The sequence below is a fragment of the Sphingomonas horti genome, from assembly GCF_009753715.1.
GTDB classification, from domain to species: Bacteria; Pseudomonadota; Alphaproteobacteria; order Sphingomonadales; family Sphingomonadaceae; genus Sphingomonas_B; species Sphingomonas_B horti.
In genome coordinates this window covers 66,341-86,009 of sequence record NZ_WQMS01000002.1, presented here as the reverse complement: position 1 = coordinate 86,009, position 19,669 = coordinate 66,341, and the positions used below count along the sequence as shown (strand labels likewise).

The 19,669-nt window shown below is 68.3% G+C and carries 20 protein-coding genes; 9 read left to right on the top strand and 11 right to left on the bottom strand.

Annotated elements, in window-relative coordinates:
* Positions 1 to 36: 36 nt before the first annotated feature.
* Positions 37 to 702, top strand: a complete 666-nt coding sequence (locus GON01_RS02960; protein WP_157025883.1) for a cell wall hydrolase — start codon at positions 37 to 39, stop codon at positions 700 to 702.
* A 72-nt stretch (positions 703 to 774) separates the two neighbouring features.
* Positions 775 to 1,221 (top strand): MmcB family DNA repair protein, encoded by a 447-nt coding sequence (locus tag GON01_RS02955; RefSeq protein WP_157025882.1) that lies wholly within the window; start codon positions 775 to 777, stop codon positions 1,219 to 1,221.
* Here the strand turns inward: GON01_RS02955 and GON01_RS02950 are convergent, their stop codons facing one another.
* Positions 1,222 to 1,782, bottom strand: a complete 561-nt coding sequence (locus GON01_RS02950; RefSeq protein ID WP_232328619.1) for an ankyrin repeat domain-containing protein — start codon at positions 1,780 to 1,782, stop codon at positions 1,222 to 1,224.
* Positions 1,783 to 1,872: 90 nt separating this feature from the next.
* Here GON01_RS02950 and GON01_RS02945 point away from each other — a divergent pair, with 90 nt between their 5' ends.
* The 3 genes from GON01_RS02945 to GON01_RS02935 are packed head-to-tail and all read left to right on the top strand — an operon-like array spanning position 1,873 to position 3,567.
* Positions 1,873 to 2,460 (top strand): SCO family protein, encoded by a 588-nt coding sequence (locus GON01_RS02945; protein WP_157025880.1) that lies wholly within the window; start codon positions 1,873 to 1,875, stop codon positions 2,458 to 2,460.
* On the top strand, positions 2,448 to 2,888 hold the full coding sequence (locus tag GON01_RS02940; protein WP_157025879.1) for a YcgN family cysteine cluster protein: 441 nt from the start codon (positions 2,448 to 2,450) through the stop codon (positions 2,886 to 2,888). Before GON01_RS02945 ends, GON01_RS02940 begins: the two co-directional genes overlap by 13 nt.
* The gene (locus GON01_RS02935; RefSeq protein WP_232328618.1) at positions 2,863 to 3,567 is read left to right on the top strand and encodes a M48 family metallopeptidase; all 705 of its coding nucleotides are present in this window, start codon (positions 2,863 to 2,865) and stop codon (positions 3,565 to 3,567) included. Before GON01_RS02940 ends, GON01_RS02935 begins: the two co-directional genes overlap by 26 nt.
* Here the strand turns inward: GON01_RS02935 and GON01_RS02930 are convergent.
* The 5 genes from GON01_RS02930 to GON01_RS02910 all read right to left on the bottom strand — a co-directional run bounded on the left by GON01_RS02930 (position 3,546) and on the right by GON01_RS02910 (position 9,074).
* Entirely contained in the window at positions 3,546 to 5,789 is a 2,244-nt protein-coding gene (locus GON01_RS02930) for a transglycosylase domain-containing protein (protein ID WP_157025878.1), read from the bottom strand. The two genes, GON01_RS02935 and GON01_RS02930, sit on opposite strands and share 22 nt — an antisense overlap.
* Before the next feature lie 75 nt (positions 5,790 to 5,864).
* Positions 5,865 to 6,263, bottom strand: coding sequence for a peptide-methionine (R)-S-oxide reductase MsrB (gene msrB, locus GON01_RS02925; RefSeq protein WP_157025877.1), 399 nt, complete (start codon positions 6,261 to 6,263; stop codon positions 5,865 to 5,867).
* 32 nt (positions 6,264 to 6,295) lie between these two features.
* Positions 6,296 to 7,369, bottom strand: a complete 1,074-nt coding sequence (locus GON01_RS02920; RefSeq protein ID WP_181600247.1) for an NAD(P)/FAD-dependent oxidoreductase — start codon at positions 7,367 to 7,369, stop codon at positions 6,296 to 6,298.
* The gene (locus tag GON01_RS02915; protein ID WP_157025875.1) at positions 7,348 to 8,031 is read right to left on the bottom strand and encodes a methyltransferase domain-containing protein; all 684 of its coding nucleotides are present in this window, start codon (positions 8,029 to 8,031) and stop codon (positions 7,348 to 7,350) included. The genes GON01_RS02920 and GON01_RS02915 overlap by 22 nt, the downstream gene beginning before the upstream one ends.
* Positions 8,028 to 9,074, bottom strand: a complete 1,047-nt coding sequence (locus GON01_RS02910; protein WP_181600246.1) for a type III polyketide synthase — start codon at positions 9,072 to 9,074, stop codon at positions 8,028 to 8,030. The genes GON01_RS02915 and GON01_RS02910 overlap by 4 nt, the downstream gene beginning before the upstream one ends.
* A gap of 105 nt (positions 9,075 to 9,179) precedes the next feature.
* Here GON01_RS02910 and mutS point away from each other — a divergent pair, with 105 nt between their 5' ends.
* Entirely contained in the window at positions 9,180 to 11,741 is a 2,562-nt protein-coding gene (mutS, locus tag GON01_RS02905) for a DNA mismatch repair protein MutS (RefSeq protein WP_157025954.1), read from the top strand.
* 1 nt (position 11,742) lies between these two features.
* Here the strand turns inward: mutS and holA are convergent, their stop codons facing one another.
* The 4 genes from holA to GON01_RS02885 are packed head-to-tail and all read right to left on the bottom strand — an operon-like array spanning position 11,743 to position 16,234.
* Positions 11,743 to 12,768 (bottom strand): DNA polymerase III subunit delta, encoded by a 1,026-nt coding sequence (holA, locus tag GON01_RS02900; protein ID WP_181600245.1) that lies wholly within the window; start codon positions 12,766 to 12,768, stop codon positions 11,743 to 11,745.
* Entirely contained in the window at positions 12,765 to 13,250 is a 486-nt protein-coding gene (lptE, locus tag GON01_RS02895; RefSeq protein ID WP_157025871.1) for an LPS assembly lipoprotein LptE, read from the bottom strand. Before lptE ends, holA begins: the two co-directional genes overlap by 4 nt.
* Positions 13,247 to 15,751 (bottom strand): leucine--tRNA ligase, encoded by a 2,505-nt coding sequence (gene leuS / locus GON01_RS02890; RefSeq protein ID WP_157025869.1) that lies wholly within the window; start codon positions 15,749 to 15,751, stop codon positions 13,247 to 13,249. The genes lptE and leuS overlap by 4 nt, the downstream gene beginning before the upstream one ends.
* 3 nt (positions 15,752 to 15,754) lie before the next feature.
* Entirely contained in the window at positions 15,755 to 16,234 is a 480-nt protein-coding gene (locus GON01_RS02885) for a DUF3576 domain-containing protein (RefSeq protein ID WP_157025867.1), read from the bottom strand.
* A 181-nt stretch (positions 16,235 to 16,415) separates the two neighbouring features.
* Between GON01_RS02885 and GON01_RS02880 the strand changes: the two genes are divergently transcribed.
* The gene (locus GON01_RS02880) at positions 16,416 to 17,132 is read left to right on the top strand and encodes a hypothetical protein (RefSeq protein ID WP_157025865.1); all 717 of its coding nucleotides are present in this window, start codon (positions 16,416 to 16,418) and stop codon (positions 17,130 to 17,132) included.
* Positions 17,133 to 17,794: 662 nt separating this feature from the next.
* On the opposite strand, the gene GON01_RS02875 is transcribed toward GON01_RS02880, so the two are convergent.
* Entirely contained in the window at positions 17,795 to 18,322 is a 528-nt protein-coding gene (locus GON01_RS02875) for a thiamine phosphate synthase (protein ID WP_157025863.1), read from the bottom strand.
* A 22-nt stretch (positions 18,323 to 18,344) separates the two neighbouring features.
* Here GON01_RS02875 and GON01_RS02870 point away from each other — a divergent pair, with 22 nt between their 5' ends.
* Together GON01_RS02870 and GON01_RS02865 are read left to right on the top strand one after the other, a co-directional pair.
* A complete protein-coding gene (locus GON01_RS02870) occupies positions 18,345 to 19,004 on the top strand; it encodes a YggS family pyridoxal phosphate-dependent enzyme (RefSeq protein WP_157025861.1) in 660 nt (219 codons plus the stop codon).
* Positions 19,001 to 19,666, top strand: coding sequence for an HAD family hydrolase (locus GON01_RS02865; RefSeq protein WP_157025859.1), 666 nt, complete (start codon positions 19,001 to 19,003; stop codon positions 19,664 to 19,666). The genes GON01_RS02870 and GON01_RS02865 overlap by 4 nt, the downstream gene beginning before the upstream one ends.
* Positions 19,667 to 19,669 lie beyond the last annotated feature (3 nt).

Here is a 19,669-nt window from a genome sequence, read left to right as displayed (position 1 = left end):
TCCATCGATCGACTCACCGCATAGTACGAACGAAGAATGAGCCGCATCTACCGCGCCGCGAGTTTCGCGGCCGTGACGCTTTGCACTGCGTTCGGCATTGCCTGCAGTGCCCCATCCTTCGCGGAAACGGTCACGAATGCCGTGTCCGCCATGTCCAACGATCAAGTTTCCCAGCCGGTTCCGGCAGTCGCCGTCGAGCCGCTTCCCGAAGTTCCCGCCGTCACCAGCGACAGCGCCATCACGGCAGCGCCTGCGGACGCGGATGACGATTCGGATCGTATCCAGGCCAGGAGCCTCGACCAACTCGTGTCCCAGCAGGACATGCCCGTCACGCTCGATCGCGAGACCGAGTGCCTGGCTGCCTCCGTCTATTTCGAATCGAAGGGCGAGCCGCTGGAAGGCCAGCTCGCCGTCGCCGAAGTCGTGCTGAACCGCGCCAAGTCGGGCGGCCGCTTCCCGCCGTCGGTCTGCTCGGTGGTCTTCCAGAAGGGGCAATTCTCGTTCGTCCGCGGCAACCACTTCCCGCCGATCAACCGCCAGGGCGCGTTCTGGAAGACCGCGGTCGCCATCGCGCAGATCGCGATGGACGACGAATGGGACAGCCGCGCGTCGAACGCCTTGTTCTTCCATGCCACCAGCGTCTCGCCGGGCTGGAACAAGGTCCGCGTCGCCCGCCTTGGCAATCACGTCTTCTATCGCTGAGCGGCTTCAAATCGTTCCATTGATGTTCTAAAGCGGCGGGGTGGCAAGCATCCCGCCCTTTTGCATTCGGCGATGAACGCGGCCGACGTCGCGCGTGGCGTGTCGCGGCTGCTGCTGCGCCATGATTACGTTGCGCTGTGCGAAGTGCCGCTCGGCAACGGCCGCCGCGCCGACCTGATGGCCGTCGACGCGCGCGGGCGGATCATCATCGTCGAGATTAAATGCTCCCGCGCCGACCTGCTCGGGGACGGCAAGTGGCGCGATTACCTCGATTATTGCGACCGCTTCTTCTGGGCGGTGCCGCAGGGGTTCGACCTGTCGCCGTTCGAGACCGAGGCATTCCAGCCGGACGTGGCGGGCCTGATCGTGGCCGACCGCTATGACGCGGCGATCGCGCGGGACGCGTCCGAAGCGACGGTGCCGGCGCCGAGGCGCAAGGCGGCGACGCTCGATTTCGCGCGCCGCGCCGCGCGGCGGCTGCTCGGCGTGACCGATCCCGAGTGCGCGCTGCTGAGCTGATTATTTCGGGCCGGCGATTCCGCGCTTCGGCGCCGGCTTGATCTCATCCATGAGCTTCAGGATCGCATCGGAGCGCCCGTCGCGCTCCGCATATTCGCGCGCCGACATGCCGCTGGCGTTGTCGCGCTTCGCCGGATCCGCGCCTTCGGTCAGCAGCAGCCGCGTCATCGCCACGTCGCGGCGCTGGACGGCGATGATCAGCGGTGTCTCGCCCATCGAATTGCTTGCATTCACCGGTGCGCCCTTGGCGATCAGCAGCCGCGCGCCGTCCAGGAAACCGGAACGGGCGGCGTCCATCAGCGGCGTGTTGCCCTGATTGTCCTTCACGTCGACGCGCGCGCCCTTTTGCAGCAGGAAAGCGAGCCAGGCCAGATCACCGTCCTTGACGACCAGGTGGATCGCGCGCTGGCTGGTCGAGAAGTCGGGCGTGTTGATCAGGTTCGGGCCGCCCTTGCCGAGCAGCTCGTTCGCCTTGGCGCCGTCGCGGTCCTTGACCGCCTTCAGGAAATTATAGCTGTCGGAGAATTGCGCGGCCGCCGGCGCCGCAACGGTGGCGGCCATCAGCGACAGGGGCAAAAACGCGTTTCGAAGCTTCACTTGATCCACCTGCACTTGATCGCGCGGGATTAGCACAGCATTTCTGCACGCGCGATGACCTTCCATTCCCTTCTGCTCGCCCTGCCGCTCGTCCTCGCCGCTTGCGGCCAAAGCGCGCCGCCGCCGTCCGAAGCGCCGCTCGCCGGGGCGCGGATCGGCGGCCCGTTCACGCTGGTCAACCAGGACGGGCGCCAGGTCAGCGATCGCGATTTCGCCGGACGCTATCGTCTGATGTATTTCGGCTACACCTATTGCCCGGATGTGTGCCCGGTCGACCTGCAGCGGCTGATGGCCGGCTACAAGCTGCTTGAAGGCTCCGAACCGGCCGTCGCGGCAAAGATCGCGCCGATCTTCGTCAGCGTCGATCCCGAGCGCGACACGCCCGCGGTGCTGAAGCAATATGTCACTGCCTTTTCACCAAAGCTGACGGGGCTGACGGGCAGCCCCGAGCAGATCGCCAAGGTCGCGAAGGACTATGCGATCGTCTATTCGAAGGAGGAGCGGCCGGGCGCGAGCGACTATCTGATGAACCACAGCCGCGTCGCCTATCTGTTCGGCCCGGACGGCAAGCCGATTGCCCTGATCCCGCAGGACGGGACGCCCGAAGCGATCGCCGCCGAGCTGAAGCGCTGGGTGCGGTGACGGAAGGGCGCTTCTGGGACGACCTGCCGCTAGAATCGCTGGACCGCGGACAATGGGAGGCGCTCTGCGACGGCTGCGGTAAATGCTGTGTCCACAAGCTCGAGGACGAGGTGACGGGAGAGCTGTTTCCGACGAACGTCGCCTGCAAGCTGCTCGACCGGCATAGCGGCCGCTGCTCCAACTACCGGCACCGCCGCGCCTTCGTGCCCGAATGCGTGCGGCTGACGCCGAAGCTCGCCGCGACGCTCGACTGGCTGCCGGACAGCTGTGCCTATCGGCTGCGCGCGGAAGGCAAGCCCCTCCCCGACTGGCACCCGCTCAACAGCGGCGATCCCGAGTCGGTGCACAAGGCCGGCATGTCGGTGCGCGGCTGGACAATCTCCGAGACCGATGCCGGCGAGCTTGAAGACCATATTCTCGAAGGCTGAGCCGCTTTTCGAAGGCAGGCCGGTCAAGGTGGTGCGCCATGCGAGCGCACGCGTGATGCGGCTGCGCGTCGATCCGCACGATGGTGTCGTGCGGCTGACGCTGCCGCGCCGTGCCTCGCTGCGCCATGCCTATGCCTGGGTCGAGGAGCAGCGGCCCTGGATCGAGGCGCAGTTGCTCAAGCGAGCGCCGTGCCTGCGTCTGGTCCCGGGAATGAGACTGGACGTCTGCGGCGAAACGCTGGCGTTAGTCTCCGATCCCGAAAGACGGGGCGTGCGGCGGCAGGCGGACGAGATCCGCGTCGGCGGGGATCCCGACCTGTTCGAAATCCGGGCGCTGCGCTGGCTGAAAGCGGAGGCGCGGCGCGTGCTGGAGGCGGAAACACGAGCGCTCGCGGCCGAAGCGGGCGTGACGGTCCGCCGCGTCAGCGTCGGCGACACGCGCTCGCGCTGGGGCAGCTGCTCGGCCGATGGCGACATCCGCTACAGCTGGCGGCTGATCCTGGCGCCCGCGTTCGTGCGCCGCTCGACCGTCGCGCATGAGGTCGCGCACCGCGTCCACATGAACCACGGACCGGCATTCAAGGCGCTGGAAAGGCAGCTGCTGGGGGAAAGCCCGTCCGCCGCCCGCGCGTGGCTGCGCGCGCACGGCGCCGCGCTTCACGGATACGGCCGGCCCTGATCGAGGGGCGGCTGCGGGCGCACTCGCTCGCGCGAATCGGCAGGCGGCGGCGGATAGGCGCGAGGGTCTCGCGGATAGCGCGGATCGCGGGGATCGATATAGCCGCGGGGTTGGCGCTGATCCGGATAGGCCCGCGAGTCGCGCGGATCGCGCACCGGCGGCGGCGGAGGCCCGCGATCGCGTCCAAGCGCGCGATCGAGGAACGCATCGTCAAGCCGCTCTTGCCCGCTTTGTCCGGCCTGGTCGGGCGGAACGCCCTGATCGTCATAGGGCCGCACGTCCGGCGGAATCGGATTCCCCTGCTCGTCGTAGAGTTGCTGCTCCGGCGGCGGGGCGGTCTGGTCGCTGTCGCCGTAATAGGCTTCCGCGTCGGGTTCTAGCTGCCATTGCGGCAGCTTCACCTCGGTTTCGAAAGGCTCGATCGGGCGGTCCGCCACAGCGACGCGCATGAAGTCGGCGAACGCCCGCGCCGGTGCCGTGCCGCCCTGCAGTCCGGGCACCGGCCGCGCATCGTCGCGCCCCATCCAGACCCCGGTGGTCAGGCCGCTCGAAAAGCCGAGGAACCAGCCGTCCTTGTTGCTGCTGGTGGTTCCCGTCTTGCCCGCGACCGGGCGCCCGATCTGGGCGGCGCGACCGGTGCCGGCCGATACCGCGCTCTGCATCAAGTCGGTCATCTCGGCGGCGACCCAGGGCGCCACCAGCACCCGCGAGGTGTCGGTCTGATGCTTGTACAGCACCCGCCCGCCGGTGGTGGTCACCTTGGTGATGCCGTAGGGAACGATCGCAATGCCCTTCGACGCGACCGATGCGAAGGCGCGCGTCATGTCGATCAGCCGCACGTCGGACGTGCCGAGCACCATCGACGGCTGGGTGTTGATCGGCGTGGTGATGCCGAACCGCCGCGCCATGTCGGCGATCGTCGTAGTACCCACGTCCTGGCCGATCTTGGCGGCGATTGTGTTGACCGAATAGGTGAAGGCCGTGCGCAGATTGATCGCGCCGGTGAAGCGGCCGTTGCTGTTGCGCGGGCTCCAGCCGCCGATCGTCACCGGCTCGTCGACGACGGTGTCATCGGGCTTGTAGCCGGATTCGAGCGCCGACAGATAGACGAACAGCTTGAATGAGGATCCCGGCTGGCGGGTCGCCTGGGTGGCGCGGTTGTAGATCGAGGTCACATAATCCTTGCCGCCGATCATCGCGCGGACCGCGCCGTCGCGGTCAAGCGCGACCAGTGCGCCTTGCGCGCCGCTCGGCACGTTGGCACGGATCGCCGCCTGCGCCGCCTTCTGCATCTCCGGATCGAGCGTCGTCCACACGTCCAGCGGCTCGACGGTCTCGTCGATCAGCGTCTCCAGCTGCGGCAGCGCCCAGTCGGTGAAATAGCGCGCGCTGTTCTCGTTCGCATCTTCGTTCAGCTTGACCTTGGCGCTTTCGGCATTCTCGGCCTGGTCGCGGGTGATCACGCCATTCTCGACCATCGAGTTCAGCACCACGCCTGATCGCCCGATCGCTGCCTCTGCGTCGGCGGTCGGCGAATAGCGCGACGGCGCCTTGACCAGCCCGGCGATCACCGCCGCTTCGGCCAGGCTCAGATTGCTCGCCGAATGACCGAAGAAACGGCGCGACGCCGCGTCGATGCCGTACGAGCCGCCGCCGAAATAGACCTTGTTCAGGTAGAGCTCGAGGATCTGGTCCTTGCTGAACTTGCGCTCCATCGCCAGCGCGAGGATCCATTCGCGCGCCTTGCGGCCGAAGGTGCGGGTGTTGGTCAGGAATACGTTGCGGGCGAGCTGCTGGGTGATCGTCGAGCCGCCCTGCGCCCAATAGCCGCGCTTGGCGCGCACATAAACGGAGCGGGCGATGCCGATCGGGTCGACACCCGGGTGCGAACGGAAGCGCTTGTCCTCGACCGAGACCATCGCGTCCTTCATCACCTGCGGGATCTCGTCATAGCTCAGCCATTCGCCGTAGCTGGGGCCGAGCGACACCAGCACCGACCCGTCGGCGGCATGAACACGGATCATCTGCCCGTTGGGCGAGGATTTGAGCTCGGAAAAGGTCGGAAGCGTCGAGGCCTGCAGATAGACCGCAACCACCAGCGCGACGATCCCGACCAGCGCGCCCGCGCCGCCGATCTTCAGGATGCGCGCGAGCAGGCGCCGGCCCTTGGGCGGAGCGGACTTGGGCTGGGGGGAGCGCGAAGGGCGCGGAGGAGAGGCCATCGGGGTGCGCCGGGTTTACTGGCTAAGCCAGCCTGTCACAAGGATGAACAGCTTATACGTCCCCTGGCCGGCGGGTCAGCGCTTCGCCGGCTCGAAATCGAGCGACACGCTGTTGATGCAATAGCGCAGTCCCTCCGGCCCCGGGCCATCGGGAAAGACATGGCCCAGATGGCCGTCACAGCGGGCGCAGCGCACTTCGATGCGGCGCATGCCGTGGCTGATATCGTGATGCTCGGTCACCGCCTCGGGCGCGAACGGATGGGTGAAGCTCGGCCAGCCCGATCCCGAATCATATTTGGTGTCGCTCTCGAACAGGTCGGCGCCGCAGCCGGCGCAGCGATACGTGCCTTCCGCCTTGTTGTCGTACAGGGCGCCGGCAAAGGCGCGCTCGGTGCCGGCCTCGCGAAGCACATGATACTGCTCCGGCGTCAGCCGCCTGCGCCACTCCGATTCGGGAAGGTCGAGCTTGTCCATGGCGGGCAATGTGGGACAGTCGCCGGATCGCTTCAATGGCCGACACGCGTCGCGCGGGCGAGCAGGGTCGCAAGGCCCGGCGCGAAGCGCATCGTCGCAACGAGGAGGGACGCGGTGGCGGGGCGCTCGGCGGCGGCGAGGATCGCGCTGGCAACCAGGATCGGGCGGCCGGTCCGGCGCGCGAGATCGTGCTGGAAAGCCTCGGCGCCTGCTCCGCGCAGCAGCGCGTGGCCGGCGAGCATGCCGCTGGCCAAGGCGATTCCCATGCCTTCGCCGGCCAGCGACGGCATGACGCCAGCCTGGTCGCCGAGGCGATAGATGCCGGGCGCCGTGTCCGTCGCGCGCCAGCCATAAGGGACGGCCGCGATCGCATCGATCGGCGCCTCGTTCGCCAGCCAGGCCAGGCGTTCGCCGAGCACCGGGACTTCGCGGCCGATCGCGTCGAGCAGGGCACGCGGATCACCTTCCTCGCTCAGCCGCGATTTGCGGACGGCGAGGCAGAGATTGGCGCTGCCGTCTTCCTGGAGCACGAGACCGGCATAGCCGCGATCGAACAGGTGAAGCTCGATCGCGCCCTCGACCAGCCGCGCAAGCGCGGGTGCCGGCCCGAGCCGCACGCGAAGGCCTAGCGCCGGATCGCCCGTGGGTTTGGGTCGCGCGATGCCGCGGACGTCGTGCTTGCCGGTCGCGAGCAGTAGCCGCTCGGGGGTGAAGGTGTCGCCATCGGCGCGGATCGTGCGCCCGTCGATCTCGCGCGCCGTCACGCCGCATTCGACCCGCGCGCCGAGCGCCTCGGCATGAGTCAGCAGCGCCGAATCGAGCTGCCGCCGCGACAAGGCCAGCGCCGGTCTGGGCAGACGTGCGCTGGCCGAGCCGGTCGGCCCGAACAGCCGGACATGGTCGACAGTCGCGCCGCGCAACTTTGGCAGGCCGAGCCGCTCTATCAACACCAGGCTGTGCCAGCTGAGGAATCCGCCGCAGAGTGCGTCGCCGGTTTCGCGCTGACGTTCCAGCACCAGTGGGCGTCTGCCGCCCCGGGCGAGCGTGATGGCGGCGGCCGAGCCCGCCGGCCCGCCGCCCAGGATTATCGTATTTTCTCGACGCACAGCCGGAACGGAAATGCGCGGTAGATACGCGCCGCCACGCCGGCCTCGTCGAGGATCGGCGGCCATTCCGCGGGGCGGTAGGAGCGCGCGATCGAGAGAGTGCCGTCCTCGCGCACGATCCGGTGCCAGCGCATCGCTCGAGCGAGGATCGGGAAGCCGACATGCGGCAGGGCGTGCCGGTGCAGGTCGTTGACCAGCCAGCCCATCCGCGCCGTCGCGTCCATGAAGCGGAGGAAGGCGATCAGCTGGTCGTGAGTCATGTGATGCGCGACGAGGCTGGAGACGATCAGATCCCACGGCTCGCCGGCGAGCTCGACATAATCCCCAGTCCGGTAGCGGATCGGCATGTGCGGTGGCGTCGCGGCGCGCGCGGCCGGTTCGCTTCGGGGGTTGAGATCCACGCCGACCAGCTCGCAGGTTTGCCCGCGCCGTTCCGCCCACCCGGCGATCCTGCGCAGCATGTCGCCGTGCCCGAAGCCGACGTCGAGCAGCCGGAACGGCCGGTCCTTCGCCGCGCGCGCGATGAAGGAAAGCGTCGGTCGCGCCGCCATCGTCCACCGATTGGCCCTGGCGAGGTCGCCGATGATCGCCGCATATTCGCCGGCGGACAGGTCCTCCGCATCCATCTGCTCCTCGGCCAGGGCGCGGACGGCGAGGCTCATGCGCTCCGGAACCGGAAGCCTTCGGCGGCGAGGCCCGGGCCGAAGGCGATCGCGACGCCCCGTTCGACCGGACGGCCGAACAGCCGTGCGAGCACGAACATCAGCGTGGAGGACGACATATTGCCGAAGTCGCGGAGCACGGCGCGCGAATCGGCAAGCGAATCGGGCGGCAGCTGCAGTGAGTTCTCGACCGCGTCGAGAATCGAGCGGCCGCCGGCATGCACCGCCCATTGGTCGACGCCGCCGTTGACGATCGCTTCGCGCAGCTCCGGCTCGGCCAGCGCGGCGCCGATTCGGCCGGGCACTTCGCCCGACAAGTGCATCGCAAAGCCTTCGTCGGTGATGTCCCAGCGGATCAGTGTGTCCGATTCGGGCAGCGTGGTCGCGAACGGCGTGTCGATCTCGATCCCGTCCGGCTCGGCGGTCACCAATGCGGCCGCTGCGCCGTCGCCGAACTGAAGACCGGCCAGCAACGCCTCGACTTCGTGCATCTCGTGCAGGTGCAGCGAGCAGATCTCGACCGTCACCACCAGCACCCTGGCGCTCGGGTCCGACCGCACGATGTGGCGCGCGCTCCTGAGCGCGACGACGGCCGCGTAGCAGCCCATATAGCCGACCAGCAGCCGCTCGACCGACGGGCTGAGCCCCAGCCGCCGCGCGACGATCTGGTCGACGCCGGGCGCCACGAAGCCGGTGCAGCTCGCGACGACGATATGAGTGATCGCGTCGGGTTCGAATTCGAGGCCGTCGATCGCGCGCAGCGCCAGCGCCGGCGCGACATCGCCGTAAAGACGCATGCGCGGCGCGGTGCTGGGCAAGGTGTCGCCGTGGTAGAAGCCGCCCGCTTCGATCGGCGTCCCGCCATTGTCGGCCCGGGGCAGCACCGACCAGCGATGTTCGATGCCGCTGCGCCCGACCATCCGCTCGAACAGCCTGCGCTGGCGCGGGTCCGGAATCTTGTCGAGCGCCCAGCCGATAAAGGCCTGGTGGATGTCGTGATCGGGCACGGCTGTCCCGATCGCATTGATGAACGCCTGGGCCACCCGGTTCTTCTTTCTGTGGATTGCCGACTCTGACCGATAACGCACCCGTTGGAAAGCCGGGCCCCCAACGCTAATCGGACGAACATGAACAGCGCCCCAACGCCGATGATGGCGCAATATCTGCGCCTCAAGGCGGAAGCCGGCGACTGCCTGCTTTTTTATCGGATGGGGGATTTCTTCGAGCTGTTCTTCGACGATGCCAAGGCCGCCGCCGCGGCGCTCGACATCGCGCTGACCGCGCGCGGCGAGCATGACGGGGCGCCGATCCCGATGTGCGGCGTGCCGGTCCATTCGGCCGAGAGCTATCTCGCCCGGCTGATCAAGGCCGGCTTCCGCGTCGCGATCGCCGAGCAGACCGAGTCGCCCGCCGCCGCCAAGGCGCGCGGCTCCAAGGCGCTGGTCGACCGCGCCATCGTCCGGTTCGTCACCGCCGGTACCCTGACCGAAGAGACGCTGCTCGATGCGCGCCGCTCCAACTGGCTGGTCGCGATGGTCGAGGTCGGGGGCGTGGTGGGGCTTGCGGCCGCGGACATCTCGACCGGTGCGTTCGAGATCGCCGAGGTCGCGCCCGACCTGCTGGATACGGAACTGGCCCATTATGCCGCCGCCGAAGTGATCGCGCCGGAAGGAACGGGCGGAAACGCGATCGAGCGGCCGCGTGGCAGCTTCGACAGCATCGGCGGCGAGCGGCGGCTGTGCGCGCTGTTCGGGGTCGCGACTCTCGACGGACTCGGACAGTTCGGCCGGCCTGGCGTGGCGGCCGCGGGCGGGCTGGTCGCCTATCTGGAGCATGTCGGCAAGGGCGCTCTGCCTTTCCTGCAGCGCCCGCGCCGCCGCCTGGCATCGGAGCACATGCTGATCGATGCCGCCACGCGCGAAAGCCTGGAGCTGACCCAGGCGCAAGGCGGCGGGCGCGGCGGCAGCCTGCTCGACTGCATCGACCGCACCGTTACCGGCGCCGGCGCGCGCTTGCTCGGCGCGGACCTGGGCGCGCCGCTCACCGATCGCGGCCGCATCCAGGCGCGGCTCGATCTGGTGTCGCTGTTCCATGACGACGCGCTCCGCCACGCGACTCGCGCGACGCTCCGGGCGATGCCGGATATCGGCCGGGCGCTCGGGCGCCTGGTCGCACGCCGCGGCGGTCCGCGTGACCTGGCCCAGCTGCGCGACGGGCTGATCGAGGCGCGGCAGCTGCGCGACCGCCTCGCCCGGATCGACCAGCCGCCGGCGCTCCTCGACGCGCTCCTGCCCGCTCTCGAGGGTCATGCCGCCTTCACAGACCTGTTGAGCCGCGCGCTGGTGCCCAGCCCGCCTCTCGATGCGGCGCAGGGCGGATATATCGCCGAGGGTTATGACGCGGCGCTGGACGAGCTGCGCGGGCTCGGCGGAGAAGGCCGGCGTGCGATCGCGGCGCTGGAGGCGCGCTACCGCGAGCAGACCGGCATCGCCGCGCTGAAAATCCGCCACAACGGCGTGCTCGGCTATCATGTCGAGGTGCCGTCGCGGGCGGCGGACAAATTGATGGCGCCGGATTCGGGCTTCACCCACCGCCAGACGCTTGCCGGCGTCGTTCGCTTCAGCGCGCCGGAACTGCACGAGCAGGCGCTCCGCGTGACGCAGGCCGGCGCGCACGCGCTCGCCGCGGAAGCCGCGCATCTGGAGGATTTGACCGAGCAGGCGCTTGCCCGCCGCGACAAGATCGCTGCCGCCGCCGACGCAATCGCCCGGCTGGACGCAGCGGCGGGCCTGGCCGAGCGCGCGGTCGAGGGCGGCTGGTGCCGGCCGGTCCTGGTCGAGCATCCCTGCCTGGAGATCGAAGCCGGCCGCCATCCCGTGGTGGAAGCGGCGGTCGCCAAGGCCGGCGCACGCTTCGTCGCGAACGATTGCCGCCTTTCGGAAGACTCGCGCCTGTGGCTCGTCACCGGCCCCAATATGGGTGGCAAGTCCACGTTCCTGCGGCAGAATGCGCTGATTGCGGTGCTCGCCCAGGCGGGCAGCTATGTGCCGGCCGCGAGCGCGACGCTCGGGCTGGTCGACCGGCTGTTCAGCCGGGTGGGCGCGTCGGACAATCTCGCGCGCGGCCGCTCGACCTTCATGGTCGAGATGGTCGAGACGGCGGCGATCCTGGCGCAGGCGACGCCGCACAGCTTCGTGATCCTGGACGAAGTGGGCCGGGGCACGTCGACCTATGACGGGCTCGCCATCGCCTGGGCGGTGGTCGAAGCCGTTCACGACCTGAACCGCTGCCGCTGCCTGTTCGCGACCCATTATCACGAGCTGACGCGGCTCGCCGGCACGCTCGATGCGCTTTCGCTGCACCATGTCCGCGCGCGCGAGTGGAAAGGCGACCTGGTGCTGCTGCACGAAGTGGCCGAAGGCGCGGCCGACCGCAGCTACGGCCTTGCGGTCGCCAAGCTTGCCGGGCTGCCGCCGCTGGTGCTTGCCCGCGCGCGCGACGTGCTGAAGAAGCTCGAAACAGGCCGCGAGAAGACCGGCGGGATCGCCGCGGGGCTGGACGACCTGCCGCTGTTCGCGGCGACGGCCGAGACCGCGGAAGCCGAGTGCGACGCGATCCGCGCCGAGGTCGAGTCGCTCGATGTGGACGCGCTGACGCCCCGCGACGCGCTGGAGGTCCTCTACCGGCTGAAGGCTCTCGCGCGGGAGTGAGCTAGCGGGCGCGGGTCGCCGCGCGCGCGATCGTCAGCAGCTCCTGCGACGGGCCCATCGTGCCGGCGGAGCCGCTTTCCAGCAGCTGCGCCTGGGCGGCGGTGATGCGCTCGACCAGCATCGCGAGATCGGCGCTGCTCCAGCGGCGAAGCTCCGCCTCGACGATCGGCTTTTCTTTCCAGAACAGAGATTTGCCGGCGCCGGCTATCGCCGACTCGATGCCGGACCGGTCGGCTTCGCCGCGCAGCGCTGCGAGCTGCAGCAGGCGGCGGTGCATCGCACGAACCAGCGGAACGCCATCTTCGCCCGATTCCGCGAGCTGCCTGAGCTCGTCCACCGTGCCGCGCAGGTTGCCGGTCAGCACGGCATCGATCAATGCCGCCGCGCTGCTCTCGCCTTCGCCGGCGCCGATCGCGTCGAGCGTCGCTCCCTCGACGTCGCGCGGCGCGTCCGGACCGGCATCCAGGAAAGCAGCGATCTTCTCCAGCTCCCGGGCCATGACGGCACGGTCGCCCGCAGCGGCGTCGAAGATGCGGCGCGCCACGTCGGCTGCCACGCGCAAGCCGAGCGGCGCGGCCATGCCGGCGACCAGCGGCCCGGCTTCGCGCACGTCGGGCAGATAGCTCGCAAACGCCGACACGGCGGGGGAGGCGAGCGCGAGCTTCAGAAGCTTGGATGCCGGCTTCAGCGCACCTGCGACGATGGCGACCGGATTGCCCGCCTGCGGCGCGGAGAGCAGCGCCTCGACCGCCTCAGTCGCTTCGTCGCCGCTGGCGCGGACCCGGATCCAGCGCGCGCCGCCGAACAGCGAGGTCGAGGCGGCCTCGTCGGCCAGCAGCGCCGGGTCCCGCGCGAGCGTCGCCCCATCGAGATCGACCCGCTCCGCATCGGATCCCATGGCCGAGCCGAGCCGGTCCGCGAGCGCGCGCGAGCTTGCTTCGTCCGGGCCGTAAAGCAGGAAGCAGCGCACCGCCGGGTCGCGCTGGTCCAGCGCCCGTTCGATCTGCGGCCTTTTGTCGAGCTTCACTTCGTCCGCTTGGCGTAGAGCGCGATGCGCGCGACGATCTGGTCGGCGACTTCGCCCGCCAGCCGTTCCAGCGCGGTATTCTCGGCGGCGATCGTCGCATATTCGGACTGGACCACGTCGATGCCGGCGTCGGAACCCGCGGTCGCGTCGACCAGGACCGTGCCGTTGGCGGCATCCTTCAATTGGTATCGCGCGCGGAGCGTGCGGCGCTCCCGGGTGATCGCGTCGTCGCGGCGGATGCCGAAGCCTTCGATCTTGTCGTCGAGCTCCACCGTGAGGCGATAACGCGGGTTTGCAGACGGAACGGCGGCGATGCGGTCCTTGAGCGCATTCGCGACCAGCCAGCCATTCTTGCCAGGAATGGGTGCCACTTCGACTCCGGCAAGCGCCTGGGCCACGTCCCCGCCCGACCCGCCCGAATAGAGCGGCTGCAGTCCGCAGGCCGCCAACAGCAGCAGGGCAAGGGGCGTGAGGCGCTTCATGCGACCAGGTTTACCAGACGATCGGGCACGACGATCACCTTTTTGGGCGCCGCGCCGTTCAGCTGGCGGACCACATTGGGTGCTGCGAGTGCCTTCGCTTCCAGGGATTCGCGTGGCTCGCCGCGCGCCACGGTGAGCGTGTCGCGCAGCTTGCCGTTGATCTGGACCGCGATCGTCACTTCGTCCGCGACCAGCGCCTTGGCATCGAACTCCGGCCAGGGCGCATTGGCGACGAGCCCCTGCTGTCCCAGCGCCGCCCAGGCTTCCTCGGCCAGATGCGGGATCATCGGCGCGACCAGGCGGACAAGCGTGCGGATCGCTTCGGTGCGATCGGCCGAAGGCTGCGCCTTCTCGATCGCACCGACGAATTCGTACAGCTTTGCGACGGCCTTGTTGAAGGACAGCGACTCGATGTCGGCGGCGACCCCGGCCACGGTCTTGTGGCGGCGCGCGGTGAGCGCGGCATCGGCGCCTTCCGCGGCATCGACGCTCTGCACCAGGCGCCAGACGCGGTTCACGAAGCGCCACGCACCCTCGATCCCGGCCTCGGACCAGGCGAGGTCGCGCTCGGGCGGCGAGTCGGAGAGCATGAACCAGCGCACCGCGTCGGCGCCGTAGCTGTCGAGAATCGGTGCCGGATCGACGACGTTCTTCTTCGACTTGGACATTTTCTCGACGCGGCCGAGCGTGACCGGCTCGCCGTCCGCGGTAACGAGCTTGCCGCCGCGGGTCTCGACTTCGTCGGGGCTGAGCCAGCGCCCGTCTGGCGCCTGGTACGTCTCGTGCGTGACCATGCCCTGGGTGAACAGGCCGGTGAACGGTTCCTTGACGTCGATCTTCCCGAGCCGGTTCAGCGCGCGCGTCCAGAAGCGCGCGTAGAGCAGGTGCAGGATCGCATGCTCGACCCCGCCGATATACTGACCGACCGGAAGCCATGCGTCGGCGACCGCGCGGTCGAACGGCTTGTCGTCCGGCTGGCTGGCGAAGCGGATGAAATACCAGCTCGAATCGACAAAGGTGTCGAGCGTGTCGGTCTCCCGCTGCGCCTTGCCGCCGCAACTGGGACAGTCGACATGCTTCCAGCTGGGGTGCCGGTCGAGCGGATTGCCCGGCACGTCGAAGCTGACGTCCTCCGGCAGCACGACCGGCAGCTGGTCCTTCGGCACCGGCACCGCGCCGCAGGCGTCGCAATGGATGATCGGGATCGGCGTGCCCCAGTAGCGCTGGCGCGATACACCCCAGTCGCGCAGCCGCCAGACGGTCGTGCCCTTGCCCCAGCCTTCGGCTTCGGCGCGGGCGATAACGGCGCGCTTCGCGGCCTCGACCTCCATGCCGTCAAGAAAGCGCGAGTTCACGAGTTTGCCGGGGCCGGAATAGGCCTCGTCACCCTCGAACGCCGGATCGCTGTGCTCGCCATCCGTCACGACGCGGGTGACGGTCAGCCCGTATTTGCGCGCGAAGTCGAGGTCGCGCTGGTCGTGCGCCGGCACGCCGAACACGCCGCCGGTGCCGTAATCCATCAGCACGAAGTTCGCGATGAATACGGGCAGCTGCCAGTCCGGGTCGAACGGGTGGGCTGCGGTCAAGCCGGTGTCGAAACCCCTCTTTTCCGCCGTCTCAAGTTCCGCCGCGGTGGTGCCGCCGGCGCGGCACTCCGCGATGAACGCGGCGGCGGCCGGGTTCGTCTCTGCGACTTTCGCCGCGAGCGGATGATCGGCCGCGACCGCGACGAAGCTCGATCCGAAGATCGTGTCGGGGCGGGTGGTGAAGACCTCGACCTCATCGCCGTCGGACAGCCTGAACCGGAATTGCAGGCCCTGGCTCTTGCCGATCCAGTTTTCCTGCATCAGCCGAACCTTTTCCGGCCATTGGTCGAGGCGCTTCAGCCCGTCGAGCAGCTCCTCGGCGAAGTCGGTGATCTTCAGGAACCACTGGCTGAGCTTGCGCTTCTCCACCAGCGCGCCGGAGCGCCAGCCGCGGCCGTCGATCACCTGCTCGTTGGCGAGCACGGTCATGTCGACCGGGTCCCAATTGACCGCCGATTCCTTGCGATAGACCAGCCCCGCCGCGAACAGGTCGAGGAACAGCGCCTGTTCCTGGCCGTAATAATCGGGCTCGCAGGTGGCGAGCTCGCGGCTCCAGTCGAGCGCGAACCCCAGCGACTTCAGCTGGTCGCGCATCGTCGCGATATTGGCGCGGGTCCAGGTCCCCGGATGCACGCCCTTTTCCATCGCCGCGTTCTCGGCCGGCATGCCGAACGCGTCCCACCCCATCGGGTGGAGCACTTCCATGCCCTTCATCCGCCGATAACGGGCGAGCACGTCCCCCATCGTATAGTTACGGACATGCCCCATATGGATGCGCCCCGACGGGTAGGGGAACATCTCGAGGACGTAGCTTTTGGGTTTCGGTGACGTATCCGACGCGTGGAACGTCCCCTGCTCGGCCCAGACGCGCTGCCAGCGCGCGTCGGCCGCCTTCGGGTTAAATCTCTCGGCCATGGCTTATTTGATGCCGGAAGCGGCGCGCCTCAGGTCCCGCGCGCGGGTCAGGATGATGTCTTCAAGCTTCTGCACCGTCGCCGCGGCCACGGGCGCCGCGACCCATTGGCCGTTCTGCTGGATCTGCCGCGAGGCAGCGACCTTCAGCGCGTCGGCGCGCAGGTCCTGGTCCAGCACCGAGACGGTGAGCTTCATCCGCTCTCCGGGCGAATTCGGATTCACATACCAGTCGGTCACGATCACGCCGCCGTTCGAATCCGCCTGGAGCAGCGGCATGAACGACACGGTGTCGAGCGCGGCGCGCCACAGATAGGAGTTGACGCCGATCGTCGTCACCTTGGCGGCGGCGAGGTCCGCCTGCTTGGTCGTGTCCGAAGACTTGCCGTAATTCAGGCCCTTGGCGAGATCGTCACGGATCGCCTGGCACGCCGACAAGGCCAGGGCGGAAGAGACGAGCAGAACGGACCGGGACGGGCGGAACATCGGGAATCCTTGAAATACGCAGAGCTGATCGCGCGCCGTTATAGGGGCAACCCCATGGCTCGCAAGCAGGCTGTGGATGTTGTGCAACACTGTGAGAAGATTCGACTCTTCGCAGGTGGCGGGACGGCCCCGGACTCGCTACTTCGAATGTTCTGTTAGCGGGGTGAAACGAGTCGATCCAATGCGCGTGCGTCGCACATATCTGGCTTTGGGCGTGGCGGCTGCTGCTGTCGCGGCCTTTGCCGTGCCTGCGATCGGCGCATCGTCGGACGCCGCGCGCGCCTTCCTGAAGCGGCCCGTGTCGCTCAGCGCCCGCGGCGGGATCGGGTCGTTCACGCCTGCGGCCGCCGATCCGCGCGTCGCCGCCATCTATGCGCGCGCCGGGCTGGCCAATAGCGGCTTCCGTTTCACTCCGGCCTCGACCGATCCGAACCGCAGCCATGCCGTCACCGTGGCGGTCCGCGCCGTCTCGACCGCCGCCAAGCCGGAACCGAGCCGCGCGAGCAGCGCCTCGGTCAGCATCACGCCGGTCGCCTACAATCTCGGCATGGCGGTGGGCTGGAAGCGTTTCGCGCTGGCCGGCGACGTCGCCCGCGTTGACATGGGCGCGCTGCCCGGCAGCCGCGAGAAGCTGGACGTGGGCGTGAGCTACAACGCTCCGAAGTGGAGTGGACGCCTCCAGGTCGGCCAGGATCGGCCCGTCGACGTCGCTTCGGCGAACCTGACCGGCGGCCGCAGCGTCAACTTCGACCTCGGCGGCTCGTACGCGCTGACCAGGAACCTCGATGTGACCGCGGGCGTCCGCTACAAGGCCGAGCAGCGCGACCGGCTCCAGATCATCGACGACGGCCGCCGCGACAGCCAGGCGGTGTATATCGGGACGGCGTTCAAGTTCTGATCTCAACGAGGTGGCTATGGGCGCTGCCAATTCGTTAATGTTTCGTGGGGACGCTGGTCACACCACGCCTTCGAAATGAGTAAACTGCGCGTTCCGATGTCAAAAATATCGTCTGAATCCCGAGGCGGTTCGAACGTATCGGCCACCTCGAGGACCATACTCGACGGCAAGAGTCGGTTCTAACCGGCTAGGGGGTCTGAAATTGTAGCCGGCCGCAGGCATGACCCCGACTTCTATGGCGGGTCTTCGAGGTTTCAACACAGTAGACAGATTTCCGCGCGGCGACCAAGCTTCTTTGCCGTAGCAACGGACAAGAACCCAAAAACCCTCGTCACGAACAACACTGACCTCGGTGCCGTAAGGAGGAACGATCCTGACCGCACTTTTCAGATCGGGGCGGTAGAGACAGTTTGCCTTATCCACCACTATGTACGCGCTGGCAGTAAGAGGCGCCCGGGCGCAGTCGCCTCGCTCATCGAGGCGTTCGTCGTCGCTGCTCAAGCGCGGACTCGGCAGAGTTTCGGGGATAGGAGCATTTCAAACCTCCAATAGCCGTGCGCTCCAAGAGAACCTGGCGTTCAGGTCCCAAATTGCAACTTCCCCTTTTTCATTATACCCCAACGTTGTCACGTGCAGCCGTACTACTTCCGAAGCTGCCCCGCTCAAACGGCCCATACGTCTATCCCCGCCCATCCCTGTGCGCCGAGCCGCTGTAATCGGCGGAAGCGGACTGACGTCATGCCGCCGAGCGCGATGACGGGTGCGCGCGCAAAGGCTGCCAAGTGGGCGAAGCGGTGTGGGCCCAGTGTTCTTGCGCCCGGATGCGAGCGGGTGGGGAAGACCGGGGAGAGCAGGAGCAGGGCGGCACCGGCGCGCTCGGCTGCCCTGATCTCGCGGCGATTGTGAACCGGATAGAGTCGCGGAAGGTCGCCGCCGCGCCGGCTCGCGCCATAGACGGCTTGCGCTCCCGCGCGGCGCGCCTCGTTTTCGGTGCCGGCGAACGCCACGAACCGGCCGTTCGCACGGATGCGGAGGGCCATCCTGAGGCGTTGGGCGAGCGGGAGCGAATAGTGGCGGACGATCACGCCCGCGCCTTTAGGCAGGCGCGCGATCGCATCCCACATCGCCTCGCCCTGCCGTTCGTCGGTCAGCATCCAGACGTGCGGCAGTGTGAGGTGGCGGCGGCTCATCGGCCTGCCTATAGCAGCGCCGATGCTGGAAACTGAACGCCTTGCCGAAGTGCGCGAACGGATCGCACGCGCCGCCAAAGTTGCGCGGCGCGACTCCGACGACGTGACGCTGATCGCCGTCTCCAAGACCCATCCTCCGGAGGCCATCGCGCCGCTGATCGAGGCCGGCCAGCGAGTCTTTGGCGAAAACCGGGTGCAGGAAGCGGAAGGCAAATGGCCGGCGCTTGCCGAGCGCTACGAGGATCTGGAGCTGCACCTGGTTGGCCAGCTGCAGTCGAACAAGGCCGAGGTGGCGGTGCGGCTGTTCGATGCGATTCACTCGGTCGATCGGCCGTCGCTGGTCGAGGCGCTGGCGCGCGCAATCGACAGGACGGGCCGCGATCCGACCCTGTTTGTGCAGGTCAATATCGGTGACGAGCCGCAGAAGGGCGGGTGCATGGTGGCGGAGCTGCCGGCGCTGCTGGATCAGGCGCGCGACGCCGGGCTGGCGATTTCCGGCCTGATGTGCGTGCCGCCGGCGAAGGTGGAGGCAGCGCCCTATTTCGCGCTGCTCGCGAAGCTGGCGCGCGACCAGGGCCTGAAGCTGCTGAGCATGGGCATGTCCGACGATTTCGAGACCGCAGTGATGCTGCGCGCGACCCATATCCGCGTCGGCTCGGCGCTGTTCGGGGCGCGTGCTTGAGGTTCGATGGGATCATCTTCGATTTCGATGGCGTGCTGCTGGAAAGCGAAGCGGCTGGGAACGAACATCTTGCCGCGCTGCTGACCGAACTCGGATTCCCGCACACTCTCGAAGACGCGCTGGCCCATTATACCGGGCTCAGCGGCCCTGATTTCATTGCCGCGATCGAGGCGCGGATCGGGCAGACGCTGCCGGAATCGTTCCATCCGCGTCGCGCCGCGGAGGATGCGCGCGTGCTGGCGGAAGAGCTGGAGGAAGTCGCCGGCGCGGTCGGCTTCGTGCGCTCTCTGCCGGCCGAGTGGCCCAAGGCGGTAGCGTCCTCCAGCAGCACGCATTGGGTGAACACGCACCTCGCCCATCTCGGCCTGACGGCAGCATTCGGAGACAAGGTGTTCAGCGGCAAGGAGCACGTCACCCGCGGCAAGCCGGCGCCCGACCTCTATCTCTATGCCGCCGATGCGCTGGGGATCGACATCCGGCGCACCGTGATTCTCGAGGACTCGGTGGTGGGTGTGACTGGCGCGGTCGCCTCGGGCGGGCACGTGATCGGCCTGTGCGCAGGCTCGCACTGCCTGCCGGGGCACGCGGAAACGTTGAAGCGACTGGATGTCGACGACATTGCGGGGAGCTTCGACGACGTCGCCCGGCTGCTCGGAGCCTGATCG